Below are 26,606 nucleotides of genomic sequence, written 5' to 3' on the forward strand. Positions count from 1 at the left end.
CGGCGTCTGGAGGAGCGTCGGGAGCGCAGCGACCAGAGCGGGGGAAGACGCCGGCATACCGGCGACCGAGCCGCCTCACGGAGTGAGGCCATTAGATACAGAAAGGAGACTCGTACGTGAGTGACATCCAGATCCAGGGCGGGGGCGTGTGTGCCGGGCTGCCCGAGCGCACGCTCGACCGGCGCGAGCTGCGCGACCTGGTCGACGAGCTGGCCGCCAACCCGCAGGAGTGGCGTGACATGGTCGACTTCCCGTCCGACGGCGGACGGCACTACGCCTCCCTGTACCGGGACGCCTATGTGGACGTCTGGGTGCTGTGCTGGCGTCCCGAGGACGACACGGGCTGGCACGACCACGACATCTCCTCGGGCGCGGTGCACGTCGTGCAGGGGGCGTTGCAGGAGTGCAATCCGCGCATCGGCGGCGAGCACCTGGAGACCGTGGTGCCGGCCGGGCAGTCGTTCTCGTTCGGGCCCGACCACATCCACCGGCTCGGCGGCGCGGAGGGCGAGAGCGTCTCGATCCACGCGTACTCGCCGCCGTTGTGGCGGCTCGGCCAGTACTCCATCGACGACAGCGGCGTCATGCGCCGGGTGTCGGTGAGCTACGCCGACGAGCTGCGTCCTATGGACGAGCCGGTGCCTGTGGCCTGAGCACGCAGCAGCTCCCGCACGGCTCGACGTCGGGCAGGGTGATCCACAGGCAGCACGTCCTGCGGAAGTAGCCGTCGTCGGCGGGCTCGACCAGCCCGTCGACCGGGCTGCCGAGCTCGGCGAGCAGGGCCATGTAGTCGCCCTTGACGATGCAGGTCAGCGGATGGGCGAACGCCTCGGCGGTGGAGCCCCACAACGTGCGCTCGCCGACCTTGGCCAGCGCGCTGATGGCCTTGACCAGCGGCTGCTGCGCCTCGGCCAGCGACTCGCGGATGGGTTCGACGCCCGTGCCCCAGCTCACGCGGCCGGCGGCGATCGTCACGCCGGCGTCGGAGACCTTGAAGTAGGTGTCGGCCAGCCGCATGACGGGGATGCGGCCGTCGAGGGCCCAGCCGAGCGCCATGGGCAGGGTCTGCCAGTAGCAGAAGGTCTTCCAGAACAGCGCCGCGCCGACGTGCCGGGGCGCGTTCCAGCGCGCGGCCGTCTGCGCGACCAGGCCCTCCAACAGCGTGTACGGCTCCCGCACCAGGTCGGCGGCGGCCGTCCAGCTCTCGTCGGGGTCGATGACGAGCCCTGGCTCGACCCCGATGACGCCGCCGCGGCTGTCGGCCAGACGCTGGAGAGCCTCGGTCAGCACGCTGCGGATCCCTTCTATAGGTTAGCCTTACCTAAAGTAGCAGGGCGTCCGGCGAACCAGCCAGCCACGAGCTGGGCCCCGAGAACCCCGAGGCCGACCGTCAGCGGCACGGTCCAGCCGCCCGAGACCTCCCTCAGGTAGCCGAACAGCAGCGGGCCCAGCGCGGCCACGACGTAGCCCACCGACTGGGCCACGGCCGACAGCGCGGTCACGCCGGCCGGATCGGCCGGGCGCAGGGCGATGATCAGCAGCGCCAGCGCGAACGAGGCCCCCTGGCCGATGCCGAGCACGATCATCCACAACCACGGCACGGTGGCCGGGGCCAGCAGCACGCCGAGGTAGCCCAGCACGGTCAGCACGCCGGCGCCCACCACGTACGGCACCTGCGAGTCCCGGCGGCCGGCCAGCACCGGCACCGCGAGCGAGGTCGCGACCTGGACCAGGTTCGTCAGGCTGAGCAGGTAGCCGGCCTGGTCGGCGGGCAGGCCGGCGTCGAGGAAGATGGTCGGCAGCCAGGCCAGCATGACGTAGAAGGTGAGCGACTGCAGGCCCATGAGCGCGGTCACGTACCAGGTGACGCGGCTGCGCAGGACGGCGCCGAACGGTCTCGGGCCGCCCTGCTCGGCGGGGCCGCCCCGGACCGCCTGCGGCAGCCAGAGCAGGGCCGCGAGCACGGCGGGCACGGCGAGCAGCGCCGAGACGCCGCGCCAGTCGAAGCCGGTGGCCCGCTCCAGCGGGATCACCAGGGCCGAGGCCCCGGCCGCGCCGGCCACCACGGCCGCGACGTAGACGCCGGTGAGCAGGTTGACGCGGGTGGGGAAGTGCTGCTTGACGATGCCGGGCATGGAGACGTTCATGACGGCGATGGCGGTCGCGGCCAGCGCCGAGCCGAGGTAGAGCATGGGAACGCCGTCGAGCCCGCGCAGGCACTCGCCCGCCGCGACCACGAGCAGGCCGGCCAGCAGCGTCCTGTCCAGGCCGATGCGCCGGGCGAGCAGCGGGGCCACCGGGCCGAACACGCCCAGGCAGACCACCATGACGGTGGTGATCGCGCCGCCGCCCGACGGCGACAGCCCCAGGTCCTTCATGATCTCGTCGAGGAGCGGTGACAGACCCGCGATGGCGGGCCGCAGGTTGAGCGCGGCCAGCACGAACCCGGCCACCAGCAAGGCGTGTCGCAACGGCATAGGGCACCTACTCTGGCACAGGCGTCTGACAACGTTGTCCGCCCGGGTGGAGTAGGACATGATCCATGCGTGAGACCGACGATGAAGGACGTCGCGTCGGCGGCGGGCGTGGCGCTCAAGACCGTCTCGCGCGTGGTCAACGGCGAGCCCGGCGTACATCCGGCCACCGCCGAGCGGGTGCGGGCGGCCATCGACCGGCTGGGCTACAGCCGCAACGAGAGCGCCCGGGTCCTGCGCACGGGCATGACCGCCACCATCGGCCTGGTCATCGAGGACGTCGCCGACCCCTTCTACGCCGGTCTCAGCCGGGCGGTCGAGGACGTCGTCATCGACCACGGCTGCCTGCTGCTCAGCGGGTCCTCGGGCGAGGAGCCGGGCCGGGAACGCGAGCTGGTCGAGACGTTCTGCGCGCGCCGGGTGGACGGGCTGATCGTCGTCCCGGCCGGCGACGACCACGCCTACCTGCGGGGCGAGCTGGAGACCGGCACGCCCGTGGTCTTCGCCGACCGGCCGCCCGAGCCGGGGATCGACGTGGACACCGTGCTCGCCGACAACGCGGGCGGGGCCGAGCAGGCCGTCCGGCACCTGCTCACGCACGGGCACCACAGGATCGCGTTCCTGGGCGACGACCCGGCGATCTACACCGCGGCGCGGCGGCTGGCGGGTTACCGGCGGGCGCTCGGCGGGCTGTTCGACCCCCGGCTGGTGGCGATGCGCCCGCCGTCGCTCGACGACGTACGGGCCGACCTGCGGCGCATGCTCGCCCTGGACGCGCCGCCGACCGCGCTGTTCACCGGGAACGGGCGGCTCACGGTGACCGCGTTGCGGGCCCTGGAGGGGCGGCGGCTGGCGCTGGTGGGGTTCGACGACTTCGAGCTGGCCGACCTGCTGCGGCCGGGGGTGAGCGTGGTGGCGCAGGATCCGGCGTGGATGGGCCGGGTGGCCGCCGAGCTGCTGTTCCGCCGTCTGCGCGGTGACGGCGGCCCGCCGGAGCACGTCGAGCTGCCCGTGCGTCTCATCCCGCGGGGCTCCGGGGAGCTTCCGGCGACGTGACCCCCGCCCCGGACGCCGCGACCGGCCCCATGGAACCGGCGGCGCCGGCAGCCGAAGAAGCCACGGAAGCCGGAGAAGCCGGGGATGCCGGGAAAGCCGGGGAAGGGCGCGGCGGGCGCAGCGGCCCGAGCAGAGCCAGGGCGACCACGACACCCGCCGCGCCCGCCGCGACGATCGCCGCCCCCGGCCCGATCGTCTCGCCCAGCGCGCCGACCAGCGCCGCCCCGGCCGCCTGCCCCGTCATCAGCCCCGCCGACTGGAGCCCGAACGCCTGCCCGCGCCCCTCCTCGGGCACCGCGTCCACGAACCGCCGCTGCAGCCCGAGCTGGTACGACAGCCCCGCGGCCGCGCACGCCGCCAGCACCGCGGCCCACCCCGGGCCAGGACCGAACGCGAACCCCAGCCACGGCACCCCGAGCAGCACGGCGAGCGGCGCCGACAGCCGCTCCCGCAGCGGCGGCGCGGCGAACCTGCCCACGGTGAACTCCCCCACCGCCATCCCGGCCGCCGCCGCGGCGAGCACCACGCCCGCCTGCCCCTCACCGCCCAGGTACGGCACGATCATCGCCTCCGCCCCGGCCAGGCACATCGTCGGCAGCCAGCCGGCCAGCAGCAGATCGCGCACCCGCCGATCGGCCAGCAGCGACCGGTTCACCCGCAACGTCTGCCGCACGGCCCCCGTCCCGCCGCTGCGCGCGCCGGCGCGGGCCGGACGGTCGGGCAGGCCGAACCGCAGGACCGCCGCGCCGGCCGCCGACAGCGCGGCGGTGGCGGCCAGCGCGCCGGGCGCCCCGGCGAAGGCCAGGAACGCGCCTCCGGCCGCGAGCCCGCCGACCTGGGAGGCCGCCGAGGCGAGCCCGAGCACCGACCGGCCGAGCACGAACGCGTCCCCGGGCAGGACGTCCGGCAGCGCCGCCGACCTGGCCGCGCCGAACACCGGCGAGAACAGCCCGCTGACCAGCACCAGCGCCAGCATCGCCCACACCGGCAGCCCGGGGCAGGCCAGCAGCAGGCACACCGCCGCCCTGACCAGCTCGCCGGTCACCATCAGCGCCCGGGGCCGCAGCCGGTCGGCCAGCGACAGCAGGAACATCCCGCCCACGATGTAGGGCAGCCACCCCGCCATGTACGCCGCCGCCGACAGCCCCGGGGAGCCCGTCCGCGCGTACACCAGCACGGACAGGGCCAGCATCTTGATCGAGTCCCCGGTGACCAGCAGCACGAAGCTGCCGAACAGCACCCGGAACTCCTTGACCGCGAACACGTCGCCGTACCTCGCCGCTCTCACACCCCGATGCTGCTGAACCGGCGCCCGGCCCGGCCAAGGTTTCGGATATAACCGAAAGATGGCGCTGCAGATCCAGGTGACCCCGCAGGACCTGGTGGCCGGCAGGTTCGCGATCTCACCCCTGATCGAGACCATGCACGCCCACTGGACGCTCGACGGCAGGAACGAGCCCGGCGTGCACCGCCGGTGGGTGGAGCGCTGGCGCGGCCCGTACCTCGACCTGGTGCGACGGCATCCGGCGCTGCGCGCGATGGCGGCGATCAGCGGCAACAAGGGCTACGCGAACGTCGACTTCCTCGCCCCGCCGCCGGCCGGGATGAGCGTGCCGTTCGAGACCGAGCTGGCCTCGATGCGCAGGACCCCGGTTCGGCAGGCGCACGAGGAGATCGCCGGGGTGCTGGCGGAGCTGCCGCCGGTGCCGGAGCCGGTCCGCGACCTGCTCTTCTCGCCGCGGGTGGTGCAGGTGCTGGCCGACGCGTACGAGGCGCTGTGGCGGGAGATCATCTCGGTGGACTGGCAGCGGCTCCACGCGATCCTCGAACGCGACGTGATCCAGCGGGCCGGACGCCTGGCCGCCTACGGCTGGGCCGCGGCCCTAGACGACCTGAGCGACCAGGTGCGCTGGCGTCCGGACGGGCACATTGAGGTGCGCCTGCACACCCGCCACGGCCTGCACGTGCTGGGCGGCGGGGGCCTGCTGTTCGTGCCGACCGCCTTCTCCGGCTCGGTCGGCGTGTACCTGGAGGCGGCCTGGCCCAACGCGCTGGTCTACCCGGCCCGCGGCACCGGCGCCGCGGTCGGCGTCCCGGACGGCGACCTGGCGCTGCTGATCGGCCGCACCAGGGCGCGCCTGCTGACCGAGCTGGCCGTGCCCGCGACGACCACCCACCTGGCCGCCCTGCTCGGCCAGAGCCTCGGCGCGACCGGCGGGCACCTGGCCGTCCTGCGCAGGACGGGCCTGGTCGTGGGCACCCGCACCGGCCGTTCCGTCCTGTACGCCCGTACGCCGCTGGGCGACGCGCTGGCCGGCCGGTCACCGGACTGGCGCGCCGTCCCGCCTCAGCCCTTCAGCGCGCCCGCCATCAGGCCGCGCATGAAGAACCGGCCGAGCAGCACGTAGATCAGCATCGTCGGGATCGAGGCCAGGACGGCCGCGGCCATCTGCTGGCTGTAGGGGGTGGCCTGGGCCCCGGCGATGTTGTTGAGCATGACGGTGGTCGGCCAGCTCTGCGGCCCGGTGATGAAGACGGCGAACAGGAAGTCGTTCCACAGGGAGGTGAACTGCCAGATGATCACCACCGCGATGGCGGGCCACGACACCGGCAGCACGACCGACCAGTACGCGCGCAGCATTCCAGCGCCGTCCACCCGCGCGGCCTCGATCAGCTCGTCGGGGATCGTGACGTAGTAGTTGCGGAAGATCAGCGTGCAGATGGGGATGCCGTACACGACGTGCGCGAGCACCAGGCCCGGGATGCCGCCGTAGAAGACGCCCGGCAGCCCGGTCTGCTCGTTCAGCCAGACCATGAGCTTGACCAGCGGGATCATCACGCCCTGGTAGGGGATGAACATGCCGAACAGGAACAGCGTGAACAGCACGTCCGCGCCGGGGAAGCGCCATTTGGACAGCACGTAGCCGTTCATCGACCCGAACGCGCACGACAGCAGCGAGCCGGGGACGGCCAGCAGCACGCTGTTCCACAGGCCGGGGGCCAGTTTCTCCCAGGCCACCCGCCACGCCTCGGTGGTCCACGTCCTGGGCAGGTTCCACGCCTGGCCGGGGTCGGCCTCGGTGAGCGGCTTGAAGCTGGTGGCCAGCAGCACGTAGATCGGGACGAGGACGACGACCACCAGGGCGAGCAGCAGGCAGAACCGCACGATCCCGAACCCGGTCCTGCGCCGGGCCGCGACGGCCGTCATGACCTGCGCTCCCTTCGCACCGACCAGATCAGGTACGGGATCACGAAGACCGCCACGCTGAGCACGATGTACGAGGCGATCGTGGCCCCCTTCGCCGGGTCGTGCGAGTCGTAGACCGCCACCCACATGAACACCGCGGGCACGTCGGTGATGATCTGCTTGCCGGACACCGCCACGATGAGGTCGAAGACCTTGAGCGAGATGTGTCCCAGGATGATCAGCGCCGACAGGGTGACCGGCCTGAGCATGGGCAGCACCACGTGCCGGTAGACGCCCCACTCGCCGGCGCCGTCCACCCGCGCGGCCTCGCGCAGTTCCTCGGGGACGCCGCGGAAGCCCGCCAGGAACAACGCCATGACATATCCGGACATCTGCCAGATCGCTGGGAGCGCCATCGCGGCCATCCCCCAGTCCGGATCCCTGAACCACTGCCACTGCGGCAGCCCGATCGCGTCGAACAGCCGGTTCAGGCCGACCGCCCGCTCACCCGTCCCCGAGTTCATCAGCCACCGCCACACGATGCCGGTCGCGACGAACGACACAGCCATCGGGAACAGGTAGATCGCCCGGAACGTGCCCTCCCCCCAGATCCCCTTCTCCATGAGGAACGCCAGGAACCAGCCCAGCACCAGCGCCCCCGCCACGAACGTGATCGTGAACACGATCGCGTGGTCGACCGACAGCCGCCAGCGCGCCTGCTCCCAGATGTCGACGAAGTTCTTCAGCCCCACGAACGTGCCTTCGGACACCTCATCGTGCTGGTCCGTCATGGCCAGGCGGAAGTTCCAGCCCAGCATGCCGTACACGAACACGCCGATCGCCACGATCGACGGCGCGACGAGGAGGAGTCCGGGCAGCCAGGTGCGTGCCCGCCTCACAACCGTTTCCCTTCGCGCGGGTACGGCGGGAGCCTCCCGCCGTACCCGCATGCGTCACTGAGCGTTGGCCTTGGCCGCGTCGGCCAGGCCCTGCTGCAGGCCCTTGACGTCCTTGCTGCCGATGAACAGCCCGACCGCCTCGTTGATCGAGGCCAGCCACGGCTGGCTCACCGAGACGCCGTGCTGGATGGAACCGGCCAGCTTGTTCCCCGACCAGTCCTTCAGCGCGTCGGCCAGGTAGTCGGTGTAGAGCGACTGGTCGGCGTCCTTGCGGGCGGGGATGGAGCCCTTCTTGGGGTTGAAGGCGTCCTGGCCCTCCTTGCTCGCCGCGACCTTCAGCCAGGCGATGGCCCCGTCCCGGTTCTTGGCGCCCTTGGGCAGCGTGAAGCTGTCCGACAGCCACATGTAGGTGCCCTCGGTGCCGGGCGCGGGTGCCCAGTCGAAGTCCGTCTTGGACGTCTTGCCGAGGCCGCCCTCCGGCGGGTTGTGGAAGAAGCCGTAGGCCCAGTCGCCCATGATGTTGAACGCCGCCTCGCCGTCGGCCACCTGCTTGGCGGCGGGCTGCCAGTCGTCCTGCGGGTCGCCCGCGTACGACATGATCTTGGCGTAGTTCTCCAGCGCCTTCGTCATCTGCGGGCCGCTCCAGTCGGCGCCCGGCTTGAACAGCGCGTTGTAGGCGTCGGTGCCGAGCGAGCCGAGCAGCACGTTCTCCAGCAGGTGGGTGGCGGTCCACTCCGAGCCGATGGAGATCGGGATCTTGCCCTTGGCCTTGACCTTCTCCAGGTCGGCGATGAACTCCTCGATCGTCTTGGGCGCGGCCGCGATGCCGGCGTCCTTGAGCACCTTGGGGTTGAACCACAGGACGTTGGACCGGTGGATGTTGACCGGCACCGAGTAGATCTTGCCCTCGACGCTGATCTGGTCGACGAGCTGGGCGGGGAAGACGTCCTTGAGCTTCAGCTCGTCGTACAGGAACGTCAGGTCCTCCAGGTTGCCCGCCTTGATGTAGCCCTGCAACTCGGCGCCGGCGTGCCCCTGGAAGGTGTCGGGCGGCGTGCCGGCCTGCAACTTCGACTGCAACAACGCCTTGGCCTTGTCACCAGAGCCGCCCGCCACGGCGGCGTCGAAGAACGTGTAGTTCGGGTTCTTGTCTTCGAATATCTTCTTCATCGCCTTGAGACCGTCGGCCTCGCCGGGGCCCGTCCACCAGGAGAAGACCTCCACCTGCTGCTTGCCGCCGCTGGAGGAGCCCGGCTCGGCTGTCTGGCCGCCGCTGCCTCCGCCGCAGCCCGCCAGGCCCAGAACGCCCGCCATCGTGATCGAGACGGCCGCTAACCACCGTCGCATCGCACACCATTCCCTTCGCGATCCCCCGAAGTTGGTGACCTTTGACAACGTTGTCAACAACGGCTATCAACCCACTTCGCGCGCGCCGACGTCAAGGGCGGAGCAGGTAACAGGTCCGCATACTCAGCCCACGCGCTCCAGCGTGCCGGCGGGCCCGGTGAGCACGGTGACGCCCGCGTCGTAGCCGGATCCGGGCAGGTCACCGCGGCCCGCGGCGACGACGAGCGCGCCCCTGGAGACGGCCAGGCCGACCAAGGCGGGCAGGTCGGCGCCGGCGCCGGGCGGCCACGTGCACAGCACGACGTCGGACTCCGTCAGGCCGATCGGCACGTCGAGCTCGGCCATCCTGGCCAGCAGGTCGGCATGGGTGAGCCGGGCGCCGCCGGGCAGCGCCAGCGCGTCCTGGCGCTTGGCGTCGAGGGCGGGCAGCGCGGTGGGCTCCAGCACGAGCAGGCCGCGGAAGTCGATCGTGTCGAGCGCCGGGCCGAGCGAGACCACCTGGCGCACGCGGGAGCCGTCGGCCGCCGCGATCGCCGTCTCCGCCAGGTCGGGGGTGGTGATCAGCATGCGGGCGTCGCACTCGCGCAGCAGCGCCGCCACCTCCTCGACGCCGAGCCCTGGACCGATCGGCGCGGCCACCCCGCCCGCCGCCAGCACGGTGTGCAGGGCCACGGTCTGGGGGCCGGTCGTGGAGACGTGCACGCCCACCACCTGGTCGCGGCGCGCTCCCCTGCGCACCAGCCCGGACGCCGCCCTGGTCACCTCGGTCACCAGGCTGCGGTAGCCGTAGACGTGGCCGCCGCGCAGATCGATGAGCGCCGGCCGCTCGCCCCGCTCGTACGCCCGGCAGAACACCTCGTGGATCACGGTGCCGGAGGACGAGGCGGACGGCGTCATGACCGTCAACGTACGGTCGCCCGCGCGCCGGCCGCATCCACCGATCTATGTAGAGCGGTGTGCATTTCCCCAGCCCAGGGCCGAGGTGGGCGGGCCCGAGCCCTGCGCGACTCGAGCCCGCTGTCACGCGCCCCGGAACCGGGCCCCCACCCCTCCGAGAAGGCCCGGCTCCGTCGGGACGCGTGACGTCCCTCGGTCGATCGGCCGCCGCGGCCCCCGGCGCGAGGACGGGGAGCGCGGGGCGCGGTCGATCACACGAGAACGGTAGGCGTTCCGGCCGGGGCGGCACATGCGCTGACATGGCCATTCGACGATGTAAGCGCCGGGCGGCGACGATGTGTAGAGAACCCGCCGGGATCAGCGTCCGCCGATCACCCATGCGGCAATCTGTGTACGTGTGGAGAAGCCCAGCTTGCCGAGGATGTTGGCGACGTGCCGCGCGGCGGTGGCCGGGCTGATCACCAGTTCGTCGGCGATGGCCCGGTTGCTCAGCCCGCGGGCCACCAGCTCGGCGATCTCGCGTTCCCTGGCCGTCAGCCTGCTGTCCTGGGCGGCCGGGGCGACCGGCGCGGCGGGCAGCTCGGGCAACGGGCCGCCGAGCGCGCACGAGACCGCCTGGTCGGCCGTCATCGCCAGGCCCTCGGCCCACAGCAGCGCCACCAGGGCCTCGCCGAGCCGTTCGCGGGCGGGGGCCAGCAGCTCCTCGGTGCGGGCGTCGGGACGGCGGTCGCGCAGCCCCAGCGAGGCGGCGGCCAGCAGGACCGCGCGCCGGTCGTCGCCCTCGGCCGCCACCAGGCGCGCCCAGGCCGCCAGCCGCCGGGCGATGCTGTCGCGCAGGCCCGCGTCGCGGCTGAGCACCAGCGCCTCGGTGAGCCGCGCGCGGGCCTGCGCCAGGTCGCCCTCGTCCAGCGCGACGCGGCCGAGCCCGGCCAGGCAGCTCACGATCTGCTGCCGGGCGTCGATGTGCCGCAGCAGGCGCAGGCCGGCCTCGTAGTGCCGCCGGGCGGCCGGACGGTCGCCGGTGCGCCGGGCGATCTGGGCCAGGCCGACGTGCCCGTAGGACTGGCCGAGGTGGTTGTCCAGCCGCTCGCTCAGCGACAGGACCTCCTCGAACGCGCGCCGGGCCTCGTGCAGGCGGCCGGCCCGCAGGCCGAAGTCGGCCCGGGTGCCCTGGGCCAGCGACTCCAGGATCGGGTCGCCGCGCCGCCGCGCCGCCTCCAGGGCCGGGGCCAGCGACTCCTGGTCGCCGGTCGCCTGGGCCAGCATGATCAGGCCCACGGCCTCGCCGTAGGCGTCGTGGGCGTCGACGCACAGCGCCAGCCCGATCTGTACGCACCGCGCCGCGAGCCCCGTCTCACCGGCCGCGAGCGCCAGCTCACCGCGCAGGATCATCGCCTGCCCACGTAAGCCCTCGGGCACGTCGGGGGCGTCGAGCGCGAGCAGCCGGTCGAGCCGCTCGGCGATGTCCAGCCGCCGCCCGCTGGCCATGAGCAGGTAGCGCACGTCGGTCAGCAGTTGCAGGGCGGTCTGCGGCGTCCCGCTCGCCACGGCCCAGTCGCAGGCCGCGCCCACCTCGGCCTTGAGCCCGTCGAACAGGTTGACGAAGCGCTCGACCACGGGCCACGACGTGCGCGTGCCGGGCGCGAGGACGTCCTTGAACCGCCCGGCCAGCCCGGCGAGCGCGGCCAGGTGGGCGCGGCGCAGCGCCGCCTCCTCGCCGGACTCCGCCAGCCGCTCCAGCGCGTATTCGCGGACGGTCTCCAGCAGCCGGTAGCGGGCCTGGCCGGCGACCTCGCCGTCGAGCACGACCAGCGACTTGTCCACCAGGTCGCACAGGCGCGGCAGCACGTCCTCCTCGGGCAGGCCGGAGCCGGCGCACACCGTCTCGGCCAGGTCGAGCGTCCAGCAGGAGCGGAAGGCCGCCACGCGGCGCAGCAGCAGGCGTTCCTGGGGGCTGAGCAGCCGGTAGCTCCAGTCGACGGCGGCACGCAGCGTGCGATGCCTGGCGTGGGCCGTACGGGCGCCGCCCGCCAGCACCCTGAACCGGTCGTCGAGCCGCTCGACGAGCTGCCTGACCGACAGCACCCGCACCATGGCGGCGGCCAGCTCGATCGCCAGCGGCAGCCCGTCGAGCGCCTGGCACAGCTCGATCGCCAGCGGCAGCGTCTCCTCGGTCAGCTCGAAGCCGGGACGCGCGGCGCTGGCCCTGGTCACGAACAGGCGCACGGCCTCGCTCTCCTCGCCGACGAGCGAGAGCGGCGGCACCCGCCAGACCGTCTCGCCCGGCACCCGCAGCGGCTCGCGGCTGGTGGCCAGCACGGTGAGCCGCGGGCAGGCGCCGAGCAGGTCGCGGCAGAGCTCGGCGCACTCGCCGACCACCGGCTCGCAGTTGTCCAGGACGAGCAGCACGCGGCGGCCGCCGATGGTCTCCGCCAGGTCCTCGGCGACGCCGAGCGCGGCGCGGACCCGCTCCCGCAGCTCGCCCTTCTCCACGTCGGCCAGCTCGACCAGCCACACGCCGTCGGGGTGCTCGGCGGCGACCCTGGCGGCCAGGCGCAGGGCCAGGCGCGTCTTGCCGATGCCCCCCGCGCCGCACAGCGTCACCACACGCGAGACGCGGCCGAGATGGGCCAGCTCATCGAGGTCGGACTCCCGGCCCACGAACAGGTTGGGCTCGGCCGGCAGGTTGCGGAAATCGGCGGTTCGCAGCATCACTGTGAGTGTGGCATCAACTACCGTTCGCGCCCAGACTCAATCGGTGGAGAACTCGGCGGCCCGCGGTCAGGCCAGCGCGGCCTCCAGCACCGCGCGGGCCACCTGCGCCACCGCGCCGGCCCGGGGGCCGGGGTGCTCCAGCACCACGCCGACCGCCACCTCCGGGGCGGTCGCCGGGGCGAACGCCGTGGCCAGCGCGTGCTCGCCGCCGTTCGCGGCGATCTTGGCGGCCACCTCGACGCCGGGGACGGCGACGGCCGCGCCCGGCCCGCCCGCGTGCGTCCCCGCGGTCATCATCGCGGCCAGGTAGCGGGCCTGGACGGTGGTCATGGTGGTGCGGTACGGCTGCGGCCCCGCCTGGCCGAGCAGCGAGCCGTCCGGCAGGCTGACCTCCTCCACCAGGTACGGCCGCATCAGCACGCCGTTGTTGGCCACGGCCGCCGACAACATCGCCACCATCAGCGGCGTCGCCCGGTCCTGGTCCCGGCCGACGGCCGACAGGGCGGTCCGCGCCCGGTCCATGCCCTGCGGGTACGTGCTGCGCGCCGGGGCCATCGGCACGCGCAGGTCGCCGTCGCCGAACCCGAACGCCTCGGCCTGGTCCCTGAGGATGTCCTGGCCGAGCTGCACCCCGATGCCCGCGAACGCGGTGTCGCACGAGGTCTGGAAGGCGCGCAGCAGCGTGGGCCGGGGCCTGCCGCACGAACCGGCGAGCGCGGCGGGCAGCCGCGGGCGGACGGCGGCGTCCACGGGGGCCGTGGGCGTGTACTCGCCCGAGGCCAGCGCCGCGGCCGTGGTCACCACCTTGAACGTGGCCCCCGGCGGATAGACCTGGTCCAGCGCCCGGTTCAGCAGGGGCCGGCCGGGGGCCTCGCGCAGCCGGTCGAGGGCGCCGTCGAGCCGGGCGGGGTCGAAGGTGGCCAGCGTGTTGGGGTCGTAGGACGGGTAGCTGGCCAGGGCGAGGATCGCGCCGGTGGCCGGATCGATGGCCACGACCGCGCCGGGCACGCCGGCGGCCTCCAGGGCGTGGTAGGCGGTCCACTGGGTGCGCTGGCCGATGGTCAGCCGCACGTCGGCGCCGGCCACGTCGCCGTCGCTGACCATCGAGCGCACCTTGACCTTGGCGTCGTCGCCGGACAGGACGCCGTCCTCGGCCTCCTCCACGCCCGTGGACCGGTAGAGGGACATGTAGCCGGTCACGGGGGCGTAGAGCTCGCCGTCGGTGTAGACCCGCTGGAACCGGTACGGGCCGCCGCCGGGCGTCGGGCGGCTCCTGGCCACGGTCGCGCCGTCGTAGGTCAGGATGTCGCCGCGCGGACGGGCGAAGCGGGCGATGAGCGAGCGCTCGTTGCGGCGGTCGGCGTTGAGTGCCCGCGTCCCGAACCCCTGGACGACCGTGAGGTGGGCCAGCAGGACGAACAGCAGGACCGAGCAGAGCACGGCCATGCGGCCCAGCGGGACGTCGATCTGCTTCGCCCTGGTTCCCGCCATGGTCCTTGGTCTAACAACCGGACCACCAAGGCAGGGCTACAGGACGCTGCGGTAGTAGGAAATCTTGCGGTGGATGTAGTTCTGGCGCTCGGCCAGGTTGGCGATCTGGGCCTGGACCTGCCGGTCGTGCTCCTCCAGCAGCCTGATGCGGTCGGGGATCGTGTCGTCGCCGCCGCGGACGAGCTCGGCGAAGCGCAGCAGCATGGCGATGGGCATGCCGGTGTCGCGCAGGCAGCGGATCATGCCGAGCCAGCCGACGTCCTCCTCGCTGAACCTGCGCTGACCGGCCGCGTTGCGCTCCACGCGCTCCAGCAGGCCGATCTTCTCGTAGTAGCGGAGGGTGTCGAGGCTGAAGCCGGTCTCCTCGACGACCTCGGCGGGGGTGTACACGCTCACGCTCCCAGTCTTCCACCTGGAGCGCGCTCCAGGTCAACGGCTTGACATGGAGTGCGCTCCAGGTCCGAGGGTTCTGCCCCATGAACATCGCACTCGGCACCATCCCGTTCGGCACCGGCGTCGGCCTGCGGGAGACCTTCGCCATCCTCGACCGCTTCCAGGACGCCGGCGGCACCATGCTGGACACGGCCAACAACTACCCCTTCTGGAACGAGGGCCGCACCGGCGACGAGAGCGAGGAGGCCATCGGCGCCTGGCTGGCCGCGCGCGGCAACCGGGACCGGATGTTCATCGGCACCAAGGGCGGGGCGCGGCCGAGCGTGCCCGGCGACCGCACGCTCGACTCGGCCGAGGGCCTGTCGGCGGCGGCCGTCGCGCGGGCCGCCGAGGGCAGCCTGCGCCGGCTGCGGACCGACTACGTCGACCTGTACTGGTCGCACATCGAGGACCGTTCGGTGCCGCTGCACGAGACGCTCGGCGCTTTGAACACGCTGGCCGAGCAGGGCAAGGTCCGCGCGCTGGGAGCGAGCAACATCGCCGCCTGGCGGCTGGAGCGGGCCAGGAACCTGGCGGGCGCGCGCGGCTGGCTGCCGTACGGCCACCTCCAGCTCCGCCACACCTACCTGCGCCCGCGGCCCTTCACCCGGCTGCCGGAGGGCGGCCACACGCTGGCCTCGGACGATGCCCTCGACTACGTCGCCGCCGAGCCGGACGTGACGCTGTGGGCCTACAACACGCTGATGGCGGGGGCCTACACGCGGTCCGACCGGCCCATGCCTGAGGTCTACGACCACCCGGGCACCGCCCGCCGCCTGGCCGTGCTGGGCGAGGTCGCCGGCGAGCTGTGCGCGACGCCCAACCAGGTGGTGCTGGCGTGGCTGATGGCCGACGGTCACGTGCCCGTGGTCGGCGTGTCCACGACGGCCCAGCTCGACGAGGTCGTCGGCGCGGCGGACGTCAAGCTGGACGCCGAGCTGCGCGCCCGCCTGAACGCCGCCGCCTAGGGGATCAGGGCAGGTGGTCGGCGAGGTAGCGGCGGACGAGCTGCTTGCACTCGGCGATCAGGTCGGCGTCGCCGTCGGGATCGGCCCGGAAGGCGAGCTTGAGCACGGCGTCGGTGGCCTCGACGGCGACCACGAGCGCCCGGTCGAGCCCGGGGCCCGCGGGCGCGTCGAGCAGGGCGAGGGTGAGGGCGCGCAACCGGTCGGCCACGATGACGTTGTTGTCGAGGGCGCTGTCGAGCGTGCGCTTGGTGCCCTCCAGCGGCGGCCCGCCCGGGGTGGGCAGGACCTCGCCGAAGTCGACCACCGCGAACCCGGGGGTGGTGCGTTTCATGTCGACGAACTCGTCGATGGCCAGGTCGACCAGGTCGGTCCAGTGGCCGAGGTCGGCCTCGGCGATGCACTGGGTGACCCGCTGGAGGAACGCCTCCAGGTTGCGCAGCGCGAGGGCGCGCACCAGGCCCTGCTTGTCGTGGAAGAACTGGTAGAAGGTGCCGATGGGGACCTCGGCGCGGCGCGCGACCTCCTTCGTGGTCAACGCCTCGTAGCCCACCTCGTCGAGCAGGAGCGCGCACTCGTCGAGCATCCGCTCCACCCGCTCCACGCTCCGGCGCTGGGCGGGACGGCGGCGCAAGGTACTCGTCATGCTCCCCATCCTGGCTTATTACCAGCAGGTACAGACCGGCCACTTTGCCGTCCGTTAACATGAGCCATACTCGCATAAAGGAGCCGAGATGTTCTTATGGGGTACGGCGACCGCCGCCTACCAGATCGAGGGCGCGGTGGCCGAGGACGGCCGGGGCGCGTCCATCTGGGACACCTTCGCCCACGAGCCCGGCCGGACCAGGGACGGCCACACCGGGGACGTGGCCTGCGACCACTACCACCGCTGGCGCGAGGACATCGCCCTCATGTCCGGCCTCGGCGTGAACGCCTACCGCTTCTCCATCGCCTGGCCGCGGGTGCAGCCGCTCGGCTCCGGCGAGGTCAACCCCGCGGGCCTCGACTTCTACGAACGCCTCACTGACGGCCTGCTGGCGGCCGGCATCCAGCCCGTGCCGACGCTCTTCCACTGGGACCTGCCCCAAGCCCTCCAGGACCGCGGCGGCTGGACCGAGCGCGACACGGCCGGCCGCTTCGCCGACTACGCCGCGATCGTCGCCGAGCGCCTGGCCGACCGCATCCCGCTGTGGATCACCCTGAACGAGCCGTTCGTGCACATGGCCTTCGGCCACGCCATGGGCATCCACGCCCCCGGCCAGGCCCTGCTGTTCGACGCCCTCCCCGTCGCCCACCACCAGCTCCTCGGCCACGGCCTGGCGGCCGGGGCGCTGCGGGCGGCGGGCGCGCGGCAGGTGGCCATCACCAACAACTGCACGCCGGTCTGGCCCGCCTCGGAACAGGAGGCGGACGTGAAGGCCGCCGAAGCCTACGACGTCCTGCACAACCGGCTGTTCAACGACCCGGTGCTGCTCGGGAAGTACCCCGATCTCTCGGCCTACACAGCCGCCCTGGACTTCGTCCGCGACGGCGACCTGGAGACCATCTCGGCCCCCCTGGACGCCCTCGGCATCAACTACTACAACCCCACCCGCATCGCCGCCCCGCCGCCCGGCGAGGCGCTCCCGTTCACCGACACCGGCGTCACCGGGTATCCCACCACCGCGTTCGGCTGGCCGGTCGTCCCCGACGGCCTGCGCGAGCTGCTGACCGGCCTCAAGGCCCGGTACGGCGGCGCGCTCCCGCCGATCCACGTCACCGAGAACGGCTGCTCCCAGCCCGACGAGCTCACCCCGCAGGGGACGGTCGAGGACCAGGCCCGCATCGACTACCTGCGCGGCCACATCGACGCCGTCATGGCCGCCCGCGCCGAGGGCGTGGACGTGGACGGCTACTTCGTCTGGTCGCTGCTGGACAACTTCGAGTGGGCCGAGGGCTACCACCAGCGCTTCGGCCTGGTGCACGTGGACTTCGCCACGGGCCGCCGCACCCCCAAGGCGTCCTACGCGTGGTACCGGGAGCGGATCGCTCAGAACACCGACACGTGAACGTGGTCGTAGTGGTTGGCGGTCACGCCGCCCCGGTCGGACATGGGGTCCCAGCCGCCGCCTGACCGGATGTCGTAGTAGCGCTGCTTCCAGATGATGTACATGACGCCGATCCGCGAGCCGTTCTTGATGAGCCATTCGGCCAGGGCGTCCCCGCGGTCGGCGTCGGCCCCCGAGGCCATGGTGCCGCCGCGGGACATCATGAAGTCGCAGGCCCGGCCCTTGCCGTGCTCACCGGGGTCGCCGGGGCGCAGGCAGCCCACGCCGTACTTCATCGGGAAGTTCTGCATGATCTCGGCGCGTACCGTGATCATGCGCTGGGTCAGGCCCTCGGCACCGCCGGGCTGCTGGAAGCCGTATTTGGCGAGCAGGCGCTCGATCTCGCGCCGCTTGCCCTGAAGGGTCCTGATCTCCTTCTTCAGCTTGTCGATCTTGTCGTTGGCGTTGAGCTTGGCCTCTTTGGACTTCGCGATGAGCTTCTGGATGCTCCGGACGCGCTCGGTCCGCTCGGTGGCCATGTACGACATGTTCGCGGCCTGCCCGAGCGCGATGGCCGGGTCGGCGGTGAGGCCGAACAGCTGCATGCCGTCGAGGGGGCCGGTGACGTACGTCTGGCGCGCGATCTCAGCCACGCCGGCCTGGGCCGCGGCCAGGCGCGCCGCCAGGTCGCCGGAGGTGTCGGTGGCGTTCTTGGCCTGGATCCTGATCTCCTCCAGGCTCTGGATCTGGCCGCGGTAGAGGTCGTTCAGCCGGGACGCCTGCTTGGTGAGTCTGCGCAGCTCGTCGATGTTGGGATCGGCCGACGCCGGCTGCGGGGAGGCGAGCCCGAGCAGCCCGGAGAGGACGACGAAGACCGCGGCGAGCCGCCAGATCCTCACACCCGTCCCCTCCTCGCATAGACGGACCGAAACTATAGAAGATGATCTTGATGGCTGTCATCCGAACCAGCCAAGTGACGCACCTTTGGCGAGGTACATGGTCCTTTGTCGGAAATAAGGAAGATCTAAAAGTTTGGGCCTTGTGGAGGGCTTGATCCCGGTCTGAGATGGCGATCGAACTCGTCTCTGCGAAGGGGCAGATCGTGTCTCGAATCATGACCATCGCCGCGGCCGCGCTTCTCGGCCTGGGCGCCTCCCTCGTCCCCCTCACCGCCGAGGCGTCGGTCGATCCGCTGCCGCCCGGCGACCGCATCGACCTCTACCAGGTGGACGGCAAGCCGGGCACCGCCCAGTTCCTGCGGGAGAAGGGCTTCGACGTCGTCCAGCACGAGAACGGCGGCGACAAGGAGCACGTCGAGCTGACCGCGGCCCAGGCCGACCTGGCCGGGCTGGCCAAGCTCGGCCTGCGCCCCGAGCCCGTGCGCAACGCGCAGGGGCAGAGCAACCTCCAGGCCGCCAAGGCCCAGGCGGCCGGCGGCTACACCGTGTGGCGGTCGTACTCCGAGCGGGGCGGCATCGCCGACCAGCTCAGGGCGATCGCCGACGCCAACAGGGACATCGTCAAGCTGCAGTCCATCGGCAGGACGCTCAAGGGCCGGGACATCCTCGCCGTCAAGGTCTCCACGGGCGCCCGGCTGCTGCCCGACGGGCTCAAGCCCGCCACGCTGTACTCGGCCACCCAGCACGCCCGCGAGTGGATCGCCGCCGAGGTGGACCTGCGGCTGCTGAAGTACGTGATCGCCAACAGGTCGGCGCTGCGGGACCTGCTCAACCGGACCGAGCTGTGGTTCGTGCCGGTGGCCAACCCCGACGGCTACGACTTCACCTTCACCGAGGGCAACCGCCTGTGGCGCAAGAACCTGCGCGACAACGACGGCGACGGGAAGATCACCAACGGCGACGGCGTGGACCCGAACCGCAACTTCCCCACCAACTTCCGCTACGACGAGGAGGGCTCGTCGAGCATCCCGAGCAGCGAGACCTTCCGCGGGACCGGCCCGGCCAGCGAGCCGGAGACCAGGGCCATGGACGGCCTGCTCAACCGGGTCAGGTTCGAGATGAACCTGAACTACCACTCCTTCGGCCCGCTGCTGCTCTACCCGAGCGGGTTCCAGATCGCCACGAAGACCGCGGACAACCCGATCTACGAGGCCCTGACCGGCGACGACGACGCCCCGGCCGTCCCCGGGTTCGACCCCGACCTCGGCGCCGAGCTCTACACCACGAACGGCGACACCAACGACCACGCCCACGCCAGGTACGGCACCCTGTCCTGGACGCCGGAGCTCGACGAGGGCTGCGACGGCTGCGGGTTCGTCTTCCCCGACGACGAGGCGGCCGTGCAGGCGGAGTTCGAGAAGAATTTGCCCTTCGCGCTCGACGTCGCCAGGTCCGCGACGGACCCGGCCGATCCGGTCAGCCACCTGGGCAACAGGACGCCCGACTTCGTGCTCGACCCGTTCGAGTTCAGCTACGGCACCGACCAGGCCGTCCAGGTCACCGCCAAGAGGAAGATCGGGCCCGTCCTGCTCAACTACCAGGTCAACGGCGGCCGGACGAGGATCGCGCCGACCGGCGAGTGGAAGGGCGGCGAGCGGTACGGCAAGGGCTACGACCGCTACTACCACCGGCTGCGCGGCAGGATCACCGGCACCCGGCCGGGCGACAAGGTCAAGGTCTGGTTCAGCGCGATCGGCAGGAAGAGCGGCGAGTTCACCTACACCGTGCAGGACGACATCGGCGGCAAGGTGCTCGTGCTGGCCACCGAGGACGTCACGGGCCTGAGCCCGGCCCAGGGCGGCACCGAGGCCAAGTACGCCGCCGACTACGTCAAGGCGCTCCAGGACGCCGGCTACACGACCGACGTCTACGACATGGACAAGATGGGCCGCAGGGCCCCGCACCCGCTCGGCGTGCTCAGCCACTACAAGGCGGTGGTCTGGGAGACCGGCGACGACGTCATCCCCCGCTCCCCCGGGCAGGTCGCCGGCACCACGTCGAAGGGCGGCGTGGACACCGAGCTGGCGGTGCGCGACTACCTGAACGAGGGCGGCAAGCTGCTGCACGCCGGCAAGTACCCCTCGTACGCGGCCAACAACAACGGCGCCTACTACTACGAGCCCGACCAGCCCGGCCACCCCGAGTGCACGGTCCCCGACGACCCGCCGTGCATCCAGGTGTTCAACGACTTCCAGCAGTACTGGCTGGGCGCCTACGTCTTCTTCGACGACGGCGGCGCCGACCGGGCGAGCGGGCAGCCGTTCGCGCTGAAGGGCAACGGCGGCGCGTTCGAGGGCTTCGCCGGCACGCTGGAGCCGAGCCACACCAACTCGTTCGTGGCCACCTCGGCCATCCTGCCCCCGGCGCAGTTCCCGCTGTTCGCCAGCTCGGCCCAGGTCAAGTGGGTACGCCCGGGCGGCCCGTTCGACCCCCACACCGGCTCCTGGGACGTCTACAGCGGCATCGCCGACGTCTCCTGGAAGCGGCTGACCACGACCGTGGACCTGACCGGCAGGAGCTCCGGCGACCTGTCGTTCTGGACCTCCTACGACACCGAGGCCGACTGGGACTTCCTGACGGTCGAGGCGCACACCGCGGGCGCCGACGACTGGACCACCCTCCCCGACGTCAACGGCCACACCTCGCAGAGCACCGGCGAGAGCTGCAAGGCCGAGAACAGCGGCGGCTGGCGGGTGATCCATCCGTTCACCCGGCACTACCAGGGCGCGGCCTGCGAGCCGACCGGGTCCTCCGGCGCCTGGCACGCCGCCTCGGGCAACTCCGGCGGCTGGCAGCAGTGGAAGGTGGACCTGACCCCGTACGCGGGCAAGCGGGTCGAGCTGTCGATCTCCTACGTCAGCGACTGGTCCACCCAGGGCGCGGGCGTCTTCCTCGACGACGCCAAGGTCACCCTGGACGGCGCGGCGGCCGGTGACACCTCCTTCGAGTCCGACCTCGGCGGCTGGGCCGTCGCCGCGCCGCCGGCCGGCTCGGCCCCGTCGATCAACAACTGGTTCCGCACCGACCAGGTCTTCGAGGAGGGCGGCGGCATCGTCACCGCGGACACCGTCTATCTGGGCTTCGGCGTGGAGAGCCTGACCGGCCAGGCCACGCGTACGGACCTGGTCAAGCGGTCGATGCGGCACCTGCTGGGCGACCCCCGCTAGCGACGCCCGGAGGGGCGCGGCACACCGCTGCCGCGCCCCTCTTGCGTGCACGGACAGAACATGGTTCGGTCGCCTTGAGGCGTACGCGCAGCAAGCAAGCATTCGGTCAAGCAGGAGGCTCACGACATGCGCCAGCACGACAAGCTGTTCATCGGGGGCGAATGGGTGACCCCCGCGGGCACCGGGACGATCGACGTCATCTCCCCCCACACCGAGGAGGTCGTGGGCCGCGTCCCCGACGGCGCCGCCGAGGACGTGGAACGCGCGGTGGCCGCCGCCCGCCAGGCGTTCGACCACGGGCCGTGGCCGCGCATGACGTTCGCCGAGCGGGCCGCCGTGATCGAGCGGCTGGCCGCGATCTACAACGAGCGCCAGGGCGAGATGGCCGCCCTGATCACCGAGGAGATGGGCTCGCCGATCACCTTCTCCAACCTCGCGCAGGCCCCGCAGCCGCTCGGCATGCTGCAGTTCTACGCCGGGCTGGGCAAGGAGTTCGCCCAGGAGGAGGAGCGTCCCGGGCTGTTCGGGCCGATCACCGTGCGGCGCGAGCCGGTCGGCGTCGTCGCGGCCGTCGTCCCGTGGAACGTGCCCCAGTTCGTGACCATGACCAAGGTCGCGCCCGCGCTGCTGGCCGGGTGCACGATCGTGCTCAAGCCCGCGCCCGAGACGCCGCTGGACGCGTACCTGCTGGCCGAGTGGGCGGCCGAGGCCGGGATCCCGGCGGGCGTGCTCAACATCGTGCCCGCCGGGCGCGAGGTGAGCGAGCACCTGATCTCCCACCCCGGCGTCGACAAGGTGGCCTTCACCGGCTCCACCGCCGCCGGCCGCCGCATCGCCTCCATCTGCGGCGAGCAGCTCAAGCGGGTCAGCCTGGAGCTCGGCGGCAAGTCCGCCGCGATCATCCTGGACGACGCCGACCTGCAGGCGAGCATGGGCTTCCTGGCCATGGCCACGCTGATGAACAACGGCCAGGCGTGCGTCGCCCAGACCCGCATCCTGGCCTCCCGCAGCCGGTACGACGAGGTCGTGGACGCCGTGGCGAACATGGTCAACTCCCAGCCCGTCGGCGACCCGGCCGACCCGGCGACCGGCATCGGCCCGCTGGTGGCCAAGCGCCAGCAGGAGCGCGTCGAGGGCTACATCAAGATCGGCATGGACGAGGGCGCCAAGGTCGTCGTCGGCGGCCTCGACCGTCCCCGCGACCGCGGCTGGTACGTCGCGCCCACGGTCTTCGCCAACGTCAGCAACGACATGCGCATCGCCCGCGAGGAGATCTTCGGCCCGGTCCTGGCGGTGATCCCGTACGAGGACGAGGCCGACGCCCTGCGCATCGCCAACGACAGCGACTACGGCCTGGCCGGCACGGTCTGGACGGCCGACGCCGAGCGCGGCATGAACGTCGCCCGCCAGGTGCGCACCGGCACCTACGGCGTCAACTGCTTCATGCTGGAGTCGAACGCGCCCTTCGGCGGCTTCAAGGCCAGCGGCATCGGCCGCGAGCTCGGCCCCGAGGGCCTGAACGGCTACCTGGAGTACAAGACGATCGCCCGGCTGGGCTAGCGGCGGGCGAAGAGGGGCCCCGCGCGCCGCGGGGCCCCTCTCGCGGGCCGGGGAAGGCGCCCAGCGTGCCCCCGCGACGCTAGGCGCCGGATCCGCCGCCTACAGTCGGCGACTGCCCGGCTACTGAAGTATGTCCCAAGGCCACCGCGAAGGCGGTTTCCTTCCCCGAGGACTTTTCTCCTGGCGGATCCTTTCCATCCGTCTTAGGTAGACGGGTATTACTCACGAAAGGTTCGAGGAGATCCATTTACCGATACGCCGGATGAGTTCGGGGCTGGCGGCCGACTCCGCGTGCCCGTAGCCCGGCTCGATCCACAGCTCCTTGGGCTCGCGGGCGCCGTCGTAGAGCTGGTGGGCGTGCTCCAGCGGGAAGAAGGCGTCGGCGTCGCCGTGCACGACCAGCAGCGGGGCGGGCGAGACCAGGGCGGCGGCCTCGTACGGCGGCATCGGGATCGGGTCCCACTGGCCGCCGGCGATCCTGGTGCGCTTGGCCACCCGGGCGGCGAACCTGCCGAACGGCTGCTCGATGGCCCAGTGAACCTGGCGCATGGGCTTGGTGCCCCGGTAGTACCAGCGCGCCGGGCCGCTGACCGCCGCCACCGCGTCCACGCCCCGGCGCAGCGCCGCGTGCCGGACGGCCACCGCCGCGCCCATGGAGAAGCCCACGACCGCGATCCGCCGGTAGCCGACCACGCGGGCATGCCGGACGGCGGCCTCCACGTCGAGGATCTCCAGGTCGCCGACCGTCGTCTCGCCGCCCGAGCGCCCGTGGCCGCGGAAGTCGAAGGCGAGCACGCCGCCGTAGCCGCTGAGCACGTGCGCGATGCGGCGGACGGTGCGCTCGCGCCAGGATCCGGTGAAGCCGTGCGCCATGACGATCCCGACGTCCCCGGCCGCCGAGGGGGTGTGGGCGGCGTCGATGCGGACACCGTCCTCGGTCCTGAGCATCACCGGGAAATGGGGCGCGAAAGGCATGAACACCAGCTTATTCGTGGTCCGTTTCCAGGCCGTGCTCGGTGGCCCACACCGCGATCTGGGCCCGGGAGGCGAAGCCGAGCTTCTCCATGATGTTGGCGACGTGCCGGGCCACCGTGGCCGGGCTGATCACCAGCTTCAGCGCGACGGCCCGGTTGCTCAGCCCGCCCGTGAGCAGCGCGGCGATCTCCAGCTCCCGGCCGGTCAGCCCGCCCTGCCAGCCCCCCGGCGGCGGCCCTGACGGCCCCGCCGCGACGGCCCGGCCGGGATCGAGCACCCGCCTGGCGACCTCGTCCGGCGACCGCCCGGCCCCCTTGGCCCACAGCAGCGACACCCGGCCCTCGCCGAGCCCGGCCCTGGCCCGCGTGAGCAGCTCCTGGACCGGGCCGGGGACGCCGTACTGGCCGATGGCCTCGCGCAGCGCGGTCGCGGCGGCGGCGGCCAGCACCGCGCCCTCCAGGTCGCCCTGCTCGGCCGCCAGCGCCGACATGGACGTCAGCGCCCGCACCACGCCCCTGCGCTGGCCGGTGCGGGTGCTCAGGGCCAGGCTGGCGGCCAGGTGCAGGCGGGCGGCCGGGTAGTCGTGCATCCGGGCCGCCACCCGGCCCAGCTTGGCCTGGCAGCGGGCCAGCTCGACCCGGTTGCCCATGTCCTCCAGCAGCGGCAGGGCCGAGGTGTGGCAGGTCATGGCGGCCTCCAGGTCGCCCGCCGCCTCGGCCACCGCGCCCAGGTGGGTCAGCGCCCTGGCCAGCGTCCAGTGGTGGCCGGCCTCCCTGGCCAGGGCCAGCGCCTGCTCGCCGCGCCGGCGGGCCTGGCGGAGCTGGCCGCGGAACAGCGCCAGGTTGAGCTGGGCGATGCGGACCGTGGCCAGGTTGAACAGGTCGTCGTGGGCGGTGGCCGCCGCCTCCAGCTCCTCCAGGTAACGCAGTGCCTTCTCGCTCTGGCCGGTGCGGAAGAACACGGCCAGCGCCACGCTGTAGGTGACGCCCAGCCAGTGGGTGTACGGGTGCCTCTTCTGCTCCTCCACCCCCTGCACGACCAGCTCCTCGGCGCGGGCCAGCTCGTCGCAGATCTCCAGCCCGTACGCCAGGCCGCCCTTGGCCACGGCGACCACGTCGGAGGGCACCCGGGACAGGTCGAGGGCGAGCAGCCGCTGGTGCCAGCCGACGGTCTCGCCCAGCTCACCGCGCACGGCCAGGATGGCCAGGGCGGCGCGGGCCAGGCGCAGCCCGAGCACCGGGTCGGCCGACTCCACCGCCCGCTCCACCGCCGCCCGGCAGTCGTCCATCAGCGCGCGGCCCCTGGCGAAGTGCGGGACGCGGGCGGACCAGGGCATGCGCGGGTCGAGCGTGCCGGCCTGGTAGCAGTGCTCCATCTCCTCGCAGATCACCCGCAGGTGCCGGTCGCGCAGCCGGGTCAGCTCGCCGGCCTCGGCCAGCCGCTCGGCGGCGTACTGCCTGATGGTCTCCAGCAGGCGGTAGCGCCCGTCGTGGTGGAGCACCAGCGACTTGTCGACCAGGCCGTTGAGCAGGTCGAGCAGCTCGGCCCTGGGCACGATGCCGCCGTCGGCGCACACCCGTTCGGCCACCGTCAGGTCGAACAGCCCGGCGAAGACCGACAGCCGGCGCAGCAGCACGCGCTCCTTGGGCCGCAGCAGGTCGTGGCTCCACTCGACGGTGGCCAGCAGGGTGCGCTGACGGGCGGGCGCGGTACGGTCGCCCCTGGTCAGCAGCGTGAACCGGTCGCCGATGCGGTCGGCGATGCGGCCCGGGCTCATCAGGCTCGTACGGGCCGCGGCCAGCTCCAGCGCCAGCGGCAGGCCGTCGAGCGCCCGGCACAGGCGCACGACGTCGTCCATGCTGCCGGTCACCGACCGGGCCCCCGCCGCCAGCGCCCGCTCGACGAACAGCAGCACGGACTCGGCGTCGGGATGGTGGTCGTCGGGCAGCTCCAGCGGCGGCACCCGCCAGACCAGCTCGCCGGGGATGCGCAGCGGCTCGCGGCTGGTGAGCAGGAAACGTAGCTCGGGGCAGTCGGCGATCAGGCCGGCGACCAGCTCGGCGCAGCGGTCGACCAGATGCTCGCAGTTGTCCAGCACGATCAGCGCCCTGGCCTCGCGCAGCCGTACGCGCAGGCCGTCGAGCAGCCGCCCCGGCGCCTCGTCGCGGACGCCGAGCACCCCGGCCATCTCGTTGACGATCAGGGCGGGGTCGGCGAGCCGGGCCAGCTCGACCAGCCAGACGCCGTCGGCGAACCCCGGCGCGGCCCTGGCCGCCACCCGCAGCGACAGGCGGGTCTTGCCGATGCCGCCGACGCCGCTCAACGTGACCACGCGTTCGTCGTGGACCAGCGTGCTCAGCTCGGTCAGGTCGCGCCCGCGGCCGACGAAACGGTTGGGCTCTGCGGGCAGGTTGTGCGGAACTGGCGGAGTCATGTCGGTGCCCAGGGTCAGCGG

General features: G+C 72.5%; 21 protein-coding genes. 7 read left to right on the forward strand and 14 right to left on the reverse strand.

Features of this window, described 5'->3' with window-relative positions:
- Positions 1–116: 116 nt before the first annotated feature.
- Positions 117–653: a cysteine dioxygenase gene (locus tag ACIBST_RS16255; RefSeq protein WP_397172362.1), complete on the forward strand. Its 537-nt coding sequence runs from the start codon at positions 117–119 to the stop codon at positions 651–653.
- Here the strand turns inward: ACIBST_RS16255 and ACIBST_RS16260 are convergent.
- Positions 625–1,290, reverse strand: a complete 666-nt coding sequence (locus ACIBST_RS16260) for a hypothetical protein (protein ID WP_397172364.1) — start codon at positions 1,288–1,290, stop codon at positions 625–627. The two genes, ACIBST_RS16255 and ACIBST_RS16260, sit on opposite strands and share 29 nt — an antisense overlap.
- A gap of 14 nt (positions 1,291–1,304) precedes the next feature.
- On the reverse strand, positions 1,305–2,471 hold the full coding sequence (locus ACIBST_RS16265; RefSeq protein WP_397172366.1) for a CynX/NimT family MFS transporter: 1,167 nt from the start codon (positions 2,469–2,471) through the stop codon (positions 1,305–1,307).
- A gap of 75 nt (positions 2,472–2,546) precedes the next feature.
- Here ACIBST_RS16265 and ACIBST_RS16270 point away from each other — a divergent pair, with 75 nt between their 5' ends.
- On the forward strand, positions 2,547–3,530 hold the full coding sequence (locus tag ACIBST_RS16270) for a LacI family DNA-binding transcriptional regulator (RefSeq protein WP_397172368.1): 984 nt from the start codon (positions 2,547–2,549) through the stop codon (positions 3,528–3,530).
- Here ACIBST_RS16270 and ACIBST_RS16275 read toward each other — a convergent pair.
- Positions 3,493–4,818, reverse strand: a complete 1,326-nt coding sequence (locus ACIBST_RS16275) for an MFS transporter (protein ID WP_397172370.1) — start codon at positions 4,816–4,818, stop codon at positions 3,493–3,495. The genes ACIBST_RS16270 and ACIBST_RS16275 overlap by 38 nt on opposite strands.
- A 58-nt stretch (positions 4,819–4,876) precedes the next feature.
- On the opposite strand from ACIBST_RS16275, the gene ACIBST_RS16280 reads away from it, so the two are divergent.
- Positions 4,877–5,938 carry an ArsR/SmtB family transcription factor gene (locus tag ACIBST_RS16280; protein WP_397172371.1) on the forward strand — a complete coding sequence of 354 codons (1,062 nt, stop codon included), beginning with the start codon at positions 4,877–4,879 and terminating at the stop codon, positions 5,936–5,938.
- On the opposite strand, the gene ACIBST_RS16285 is transcribed toward ACIBST_RS16280, so the two are convergent.
- From ACIBST_RS16285 to ACIBST_RS16315, 7 genes are all read right to left on the reverse strand, one after another.
- Positions 5,878–6,738: a carbohydrate ABC transporter permease gene (locus ACIBST_RS16285; protein ID WP_397172373.1), complete on the reverse strand. Its 861-nt coding sequence runs from the start codon at positions 6,736–6,738 to the stop codon at positions 5,878–5,880. The two genes, ACIBST_RS16280 and ACIBST_RS16285, sit on opposite strands and share 61 nt — an antisense overlap.
- Positions 6,735–7,616 carry a carbohydrate ABC transporter permease gene (locus ACIBST_RS16290; RefSeq protein WP_397172375.1) on the reverse strand — a complete coding sequence of 294 codons (882 nt, stop codon included), beginning with the start codon at positions 7,614–7,616 and terminating at the stop codon, positions 6,735–6,737. Before ACIBST_RS16290 ends, ACIBST_RS16285 begins: the two co-directional genes overlap by 4 nt.
- Positions 7,617–7,670: 54 nt before the next feature.
- Positions 7,671–8,963, reverse strand: coding sequence for an ABC transporter substrate-binding protein (locus tag ACIBST_RS16295; protein WP_397172377.1), 1,293 nt, complete (start codon positions 8,961–8,963; stop codon positions 7,671–7,673).
- A gap of 123 nt (positions 8,964–9,086) precedes the next feature.
- Positions 9,087–9,860, reverse strand: a complete 774-nt coding sequence (locus tag ACIBST_RS16300; protein ID WP_397172379.1) for an AMP-binding protein — start codon at positions 9,858–9,860, stop codon at positions 9,087–9,089.
- Between the two features lie 357 nt (positions 9,861–10,217).
- On the reverse strand, positions 10,218–12,572 hold the full coding sequence (locus ACIBST_RS16305; RefSeq protein ID WP_397172381.1) for an ATP-binding protein: 2,355 nt from the start codon (positions 12,570–12,572) through the stop codon (positions 10,218–10,220).
- A 69-nt stretch (positions 12,573–12,641) separates the two neighbouring features.
- The gene (locus ACIBST_RS16310) at positions 12,642–14,066 is read right to left on the reverse strand and encodes a penicillin-binding transpeptidase domain-containing protein (protein WP_397172382.1); all 1,425 of its coding nucleotides are present in this window, start codon (positions 14,064–14,066) and stop codon (positions 12,642–12,644) included.
- Positions 14,067–14,102: 36 nt separating this feature from the next.
- Positions 14,103–14,462: a MerR family transcriptional regulator gene (locus ACIBST_RS16315; protein WP_352352118.1), complete on the reverse strand. Its 360-nt coding sequence runs from the start codon at positions 14,460–14,462 to the stop codon at positions 14,103–14,105.
- A gap of 80 nt (positions 14,463–14,542) precedes the next feature.
- Here ACIBST_RS16315 and ACIBST_RS16320 point away from each other — a divergent pair, with 80 nt between their 5' ends.
- The gene (locus ACIBST_RS16320; RefSeq protein ID WP_397172383.1) at positions 14,543–15,466 is read left to right on the forward strand and encodes an aldo/keto reductase; all 924 of its coding nucleotides are present in this window, start codon (positions 14,543–14,545) and stop codon (positions 15,464–15,466) included.
- A gap of 4 nt (positions 15,467–15,470) precedes the next feature.
- Here ACIBST_RS16320 and ACIBST_RS16325 read toward each other — a convergent pair whose 3' ends face one another.
- Positions 15,471–16,109 carry a TetR family transcriptional regulator gene (locus tag ACIBST_RS16325; protein ID WP_397172385.1) on the reverse strand — a complete coding sequence of 213 codons (639 nt, stop codon included), beginning with the start codon at positions 16,107–16,109 and terminating at the stop codon, positions 15,471–15,473.
- An 88-nt stretch (positions 16,110–16,197) separates the two neighbouring features.
- Between ACIBST_RS16325 and ACIBST_RS16330 the strand changes: the two genes are divergently transcribed.
- Positions 16,198–17,511, forward strand: coding sequence for a GH1 family beta-glucosidase (locus ACIBST_RS16330; protein WP_397172387.1), 1,314 nt, complete (start codon positions 16,198–16,200; stop codon positions 17,509–17,511).
- Here the strand turns inward: ACIBST_RS16330 and ACIBST_RS16335 are convergent.
- On the reverse strand, positions 17,493–18,389 hold the full coding sequence (locus ACIBST_RS16335) for a coiled-coil domain-containing protein (protein WP_397172389.1): 897 nt from the start codon (positions 18,387–18,389) through the stop codon (positions 17,493–17,495). The two genes, ACIBST_RS16330 and ACIBST_RS16335, sit on opposite strands and share 19 nt — an antisense overlap.
- 203 nt (positions 18,390–18,592) lie before the next feature.
- On the opposite strand from ACIBST_RS16335, the gene ACIBST_RS16340 reads away from it, so the two are divergent.
- Positions 18,593–21,616: a M14 family zinc carboxypeptidase gene (locus ACIBST_RS16340; RefSeq protein WP_397172390.1), complete on the forward strand. Its 3,024-nt coding sequence runs from the start codon at positions 18,593–18,595 to the stop codon at positions 21,614–21,616.
- Between the two features lie 126 nt (positions 21,617–21,742).
- Positions 21,743–23,176, forward strand: coding sequence for an aldehyde dehydrogenase (locus tag ACIBST_RS16345; RefSeq protein ID WP_358288440.1), 1,434 nt, complete (start codon positions 21,743–21,745; stop codon positions 23,174–23,176).
- Between the two features lie 222 nt (positions 23,177–23,398).
- Here the strand turns inward: ACIBST_RS16345 and ACIBST_RS16350 are convergent, their stop codons facing one another.
- On the reverse strand, positions 23,399–24,151 hold the full coding sequence (locus ACIBST_RS16350) for an alpha/beta hydrolase (RefSeq protein WP_397172392.1): 753 nt from the start codon (positions 24,149–24,151) through the stop codon (positions 23,399–23,401).
- Positions 24,152–24,161: 10 nt separating this feature from the next.
- On the reverse strand, positions 24,162–26,585 hold the full coding sequence (locus tag ACIBST_RS16355) for a LuxR C-terminal-related transcriptional regulator (protein ID WP_397172393.1): 2,424 nt from the start codon (positions 26,583–26,585) through the stop codon (positions 24,162–24,164).
- Positions 26,586–26,606 lie beyond the last annotated feature (21 nt).

Origin of the sequence: Nonomuraea sp. NPDC049684 (genome assembly GCF_044465345.1) — a bacterium.
Classification (GTDB): domain Bacteria; phylum Actinomycetota; class Actinomycetes; order Streptosporangiales; family Streptosporangiaceae; genus Nonomuraea.

What these genes read in the sequence shown, in the direction of transcription:
- ACIBST_RS16280 (WP_397172371.1), top strand. Translation starts at nt 4,877, where the DNA reads ATGGCGCTGCAGATCCAGGTGACCCCGCAGGACCTGGTGGCCGGCAGG.
- ACIBST_RS16285 (WP_397172373.1), bottom strand. Translation starts at nt 6,738, where the DNA reads ATGACGGCCGTCGCGGCCCGGCGCAGGACCGGGTTCGGGATCGTGCGG.
- ACIBST_RS16295 (WP_397172377.1), bottom strand. Translation starts at nt 8,963, where the DNA reads ATGCGACGGTGGTTAGCGGCCGTCTCGATCACGATGGCGGGCGTTCTG.
- ACIBST_RS16300 (WP_397172379.1), bottom strand. Translation starts at nt 9,860, where the DNA reads ATGACGCCGTCCGCCTCGTCCTCCGGCACCGTGATCCACGAGGTGTTC.
- ACIBST_RS16305 (WP_397172381.1), bottom strand. Translation starts at nt 12,572, where the DNA reads ATGCTGCGAACCGCCGATTTCCGCAACCTGCCGGCCGAGCCCAACCTG.
- ACIBST_RS16310 (WP_397172382.1), bottom strand. Translation starts at nt 14,066, where the DNA reads ATGGCGGGAACCAGGGCGAAGCAGATCGACGTCCCGCTGGGCCGCATG.
- ACIBST_RS16320 (WP_397172383.1), top strand. Translation starts at nt 14,543, where the DNA reads ATGAACATCGCACTCGGCACCATCCCGTTCGGCACCGGCGTCGGCCTG.
- ACIBST_RS16325 (WP_397172385.1), bottom strand. Translation starts at nt 16,109, where the DNA reads ATGACGAGTACCTTGCGCCGCCGTCCCGCCCAGCGCCGGAGCGTGGAG.
- ACIBST_RS16330 (WP_397172387.1), top strand. Translation starts at nt 16,198, where the DNA reads ATGTTCTTATGGGGTACGGCGACCGCCGCCTACCAGATCGAGGGCGCG.
- ACIBST_RS16345 (WP_358288440.1), top strand. Translation starts at nt 21,743, where the DNA reads ATGCGCCAGCACGACAAGCTGTTCATCGGGGGCGAATGGGTGACCCCC.
- ACIBST_RS16350 (WP_397172392.1), bottom strand. Translation starts at nt 24,151, where the DNA reads ATGCCTTTCGCGCCCCATTTCCCGGTGATGCTCAGGACCGAGGACGGT.
- ACIBST_RS16355 (WP_397172393.1), bottom strand. Translation starts at nt 26,585, where the DNA reads ATGACTCCGCCAGTTCCGCACAACCTGCCCGCAGAGCCCAACCGTTTC.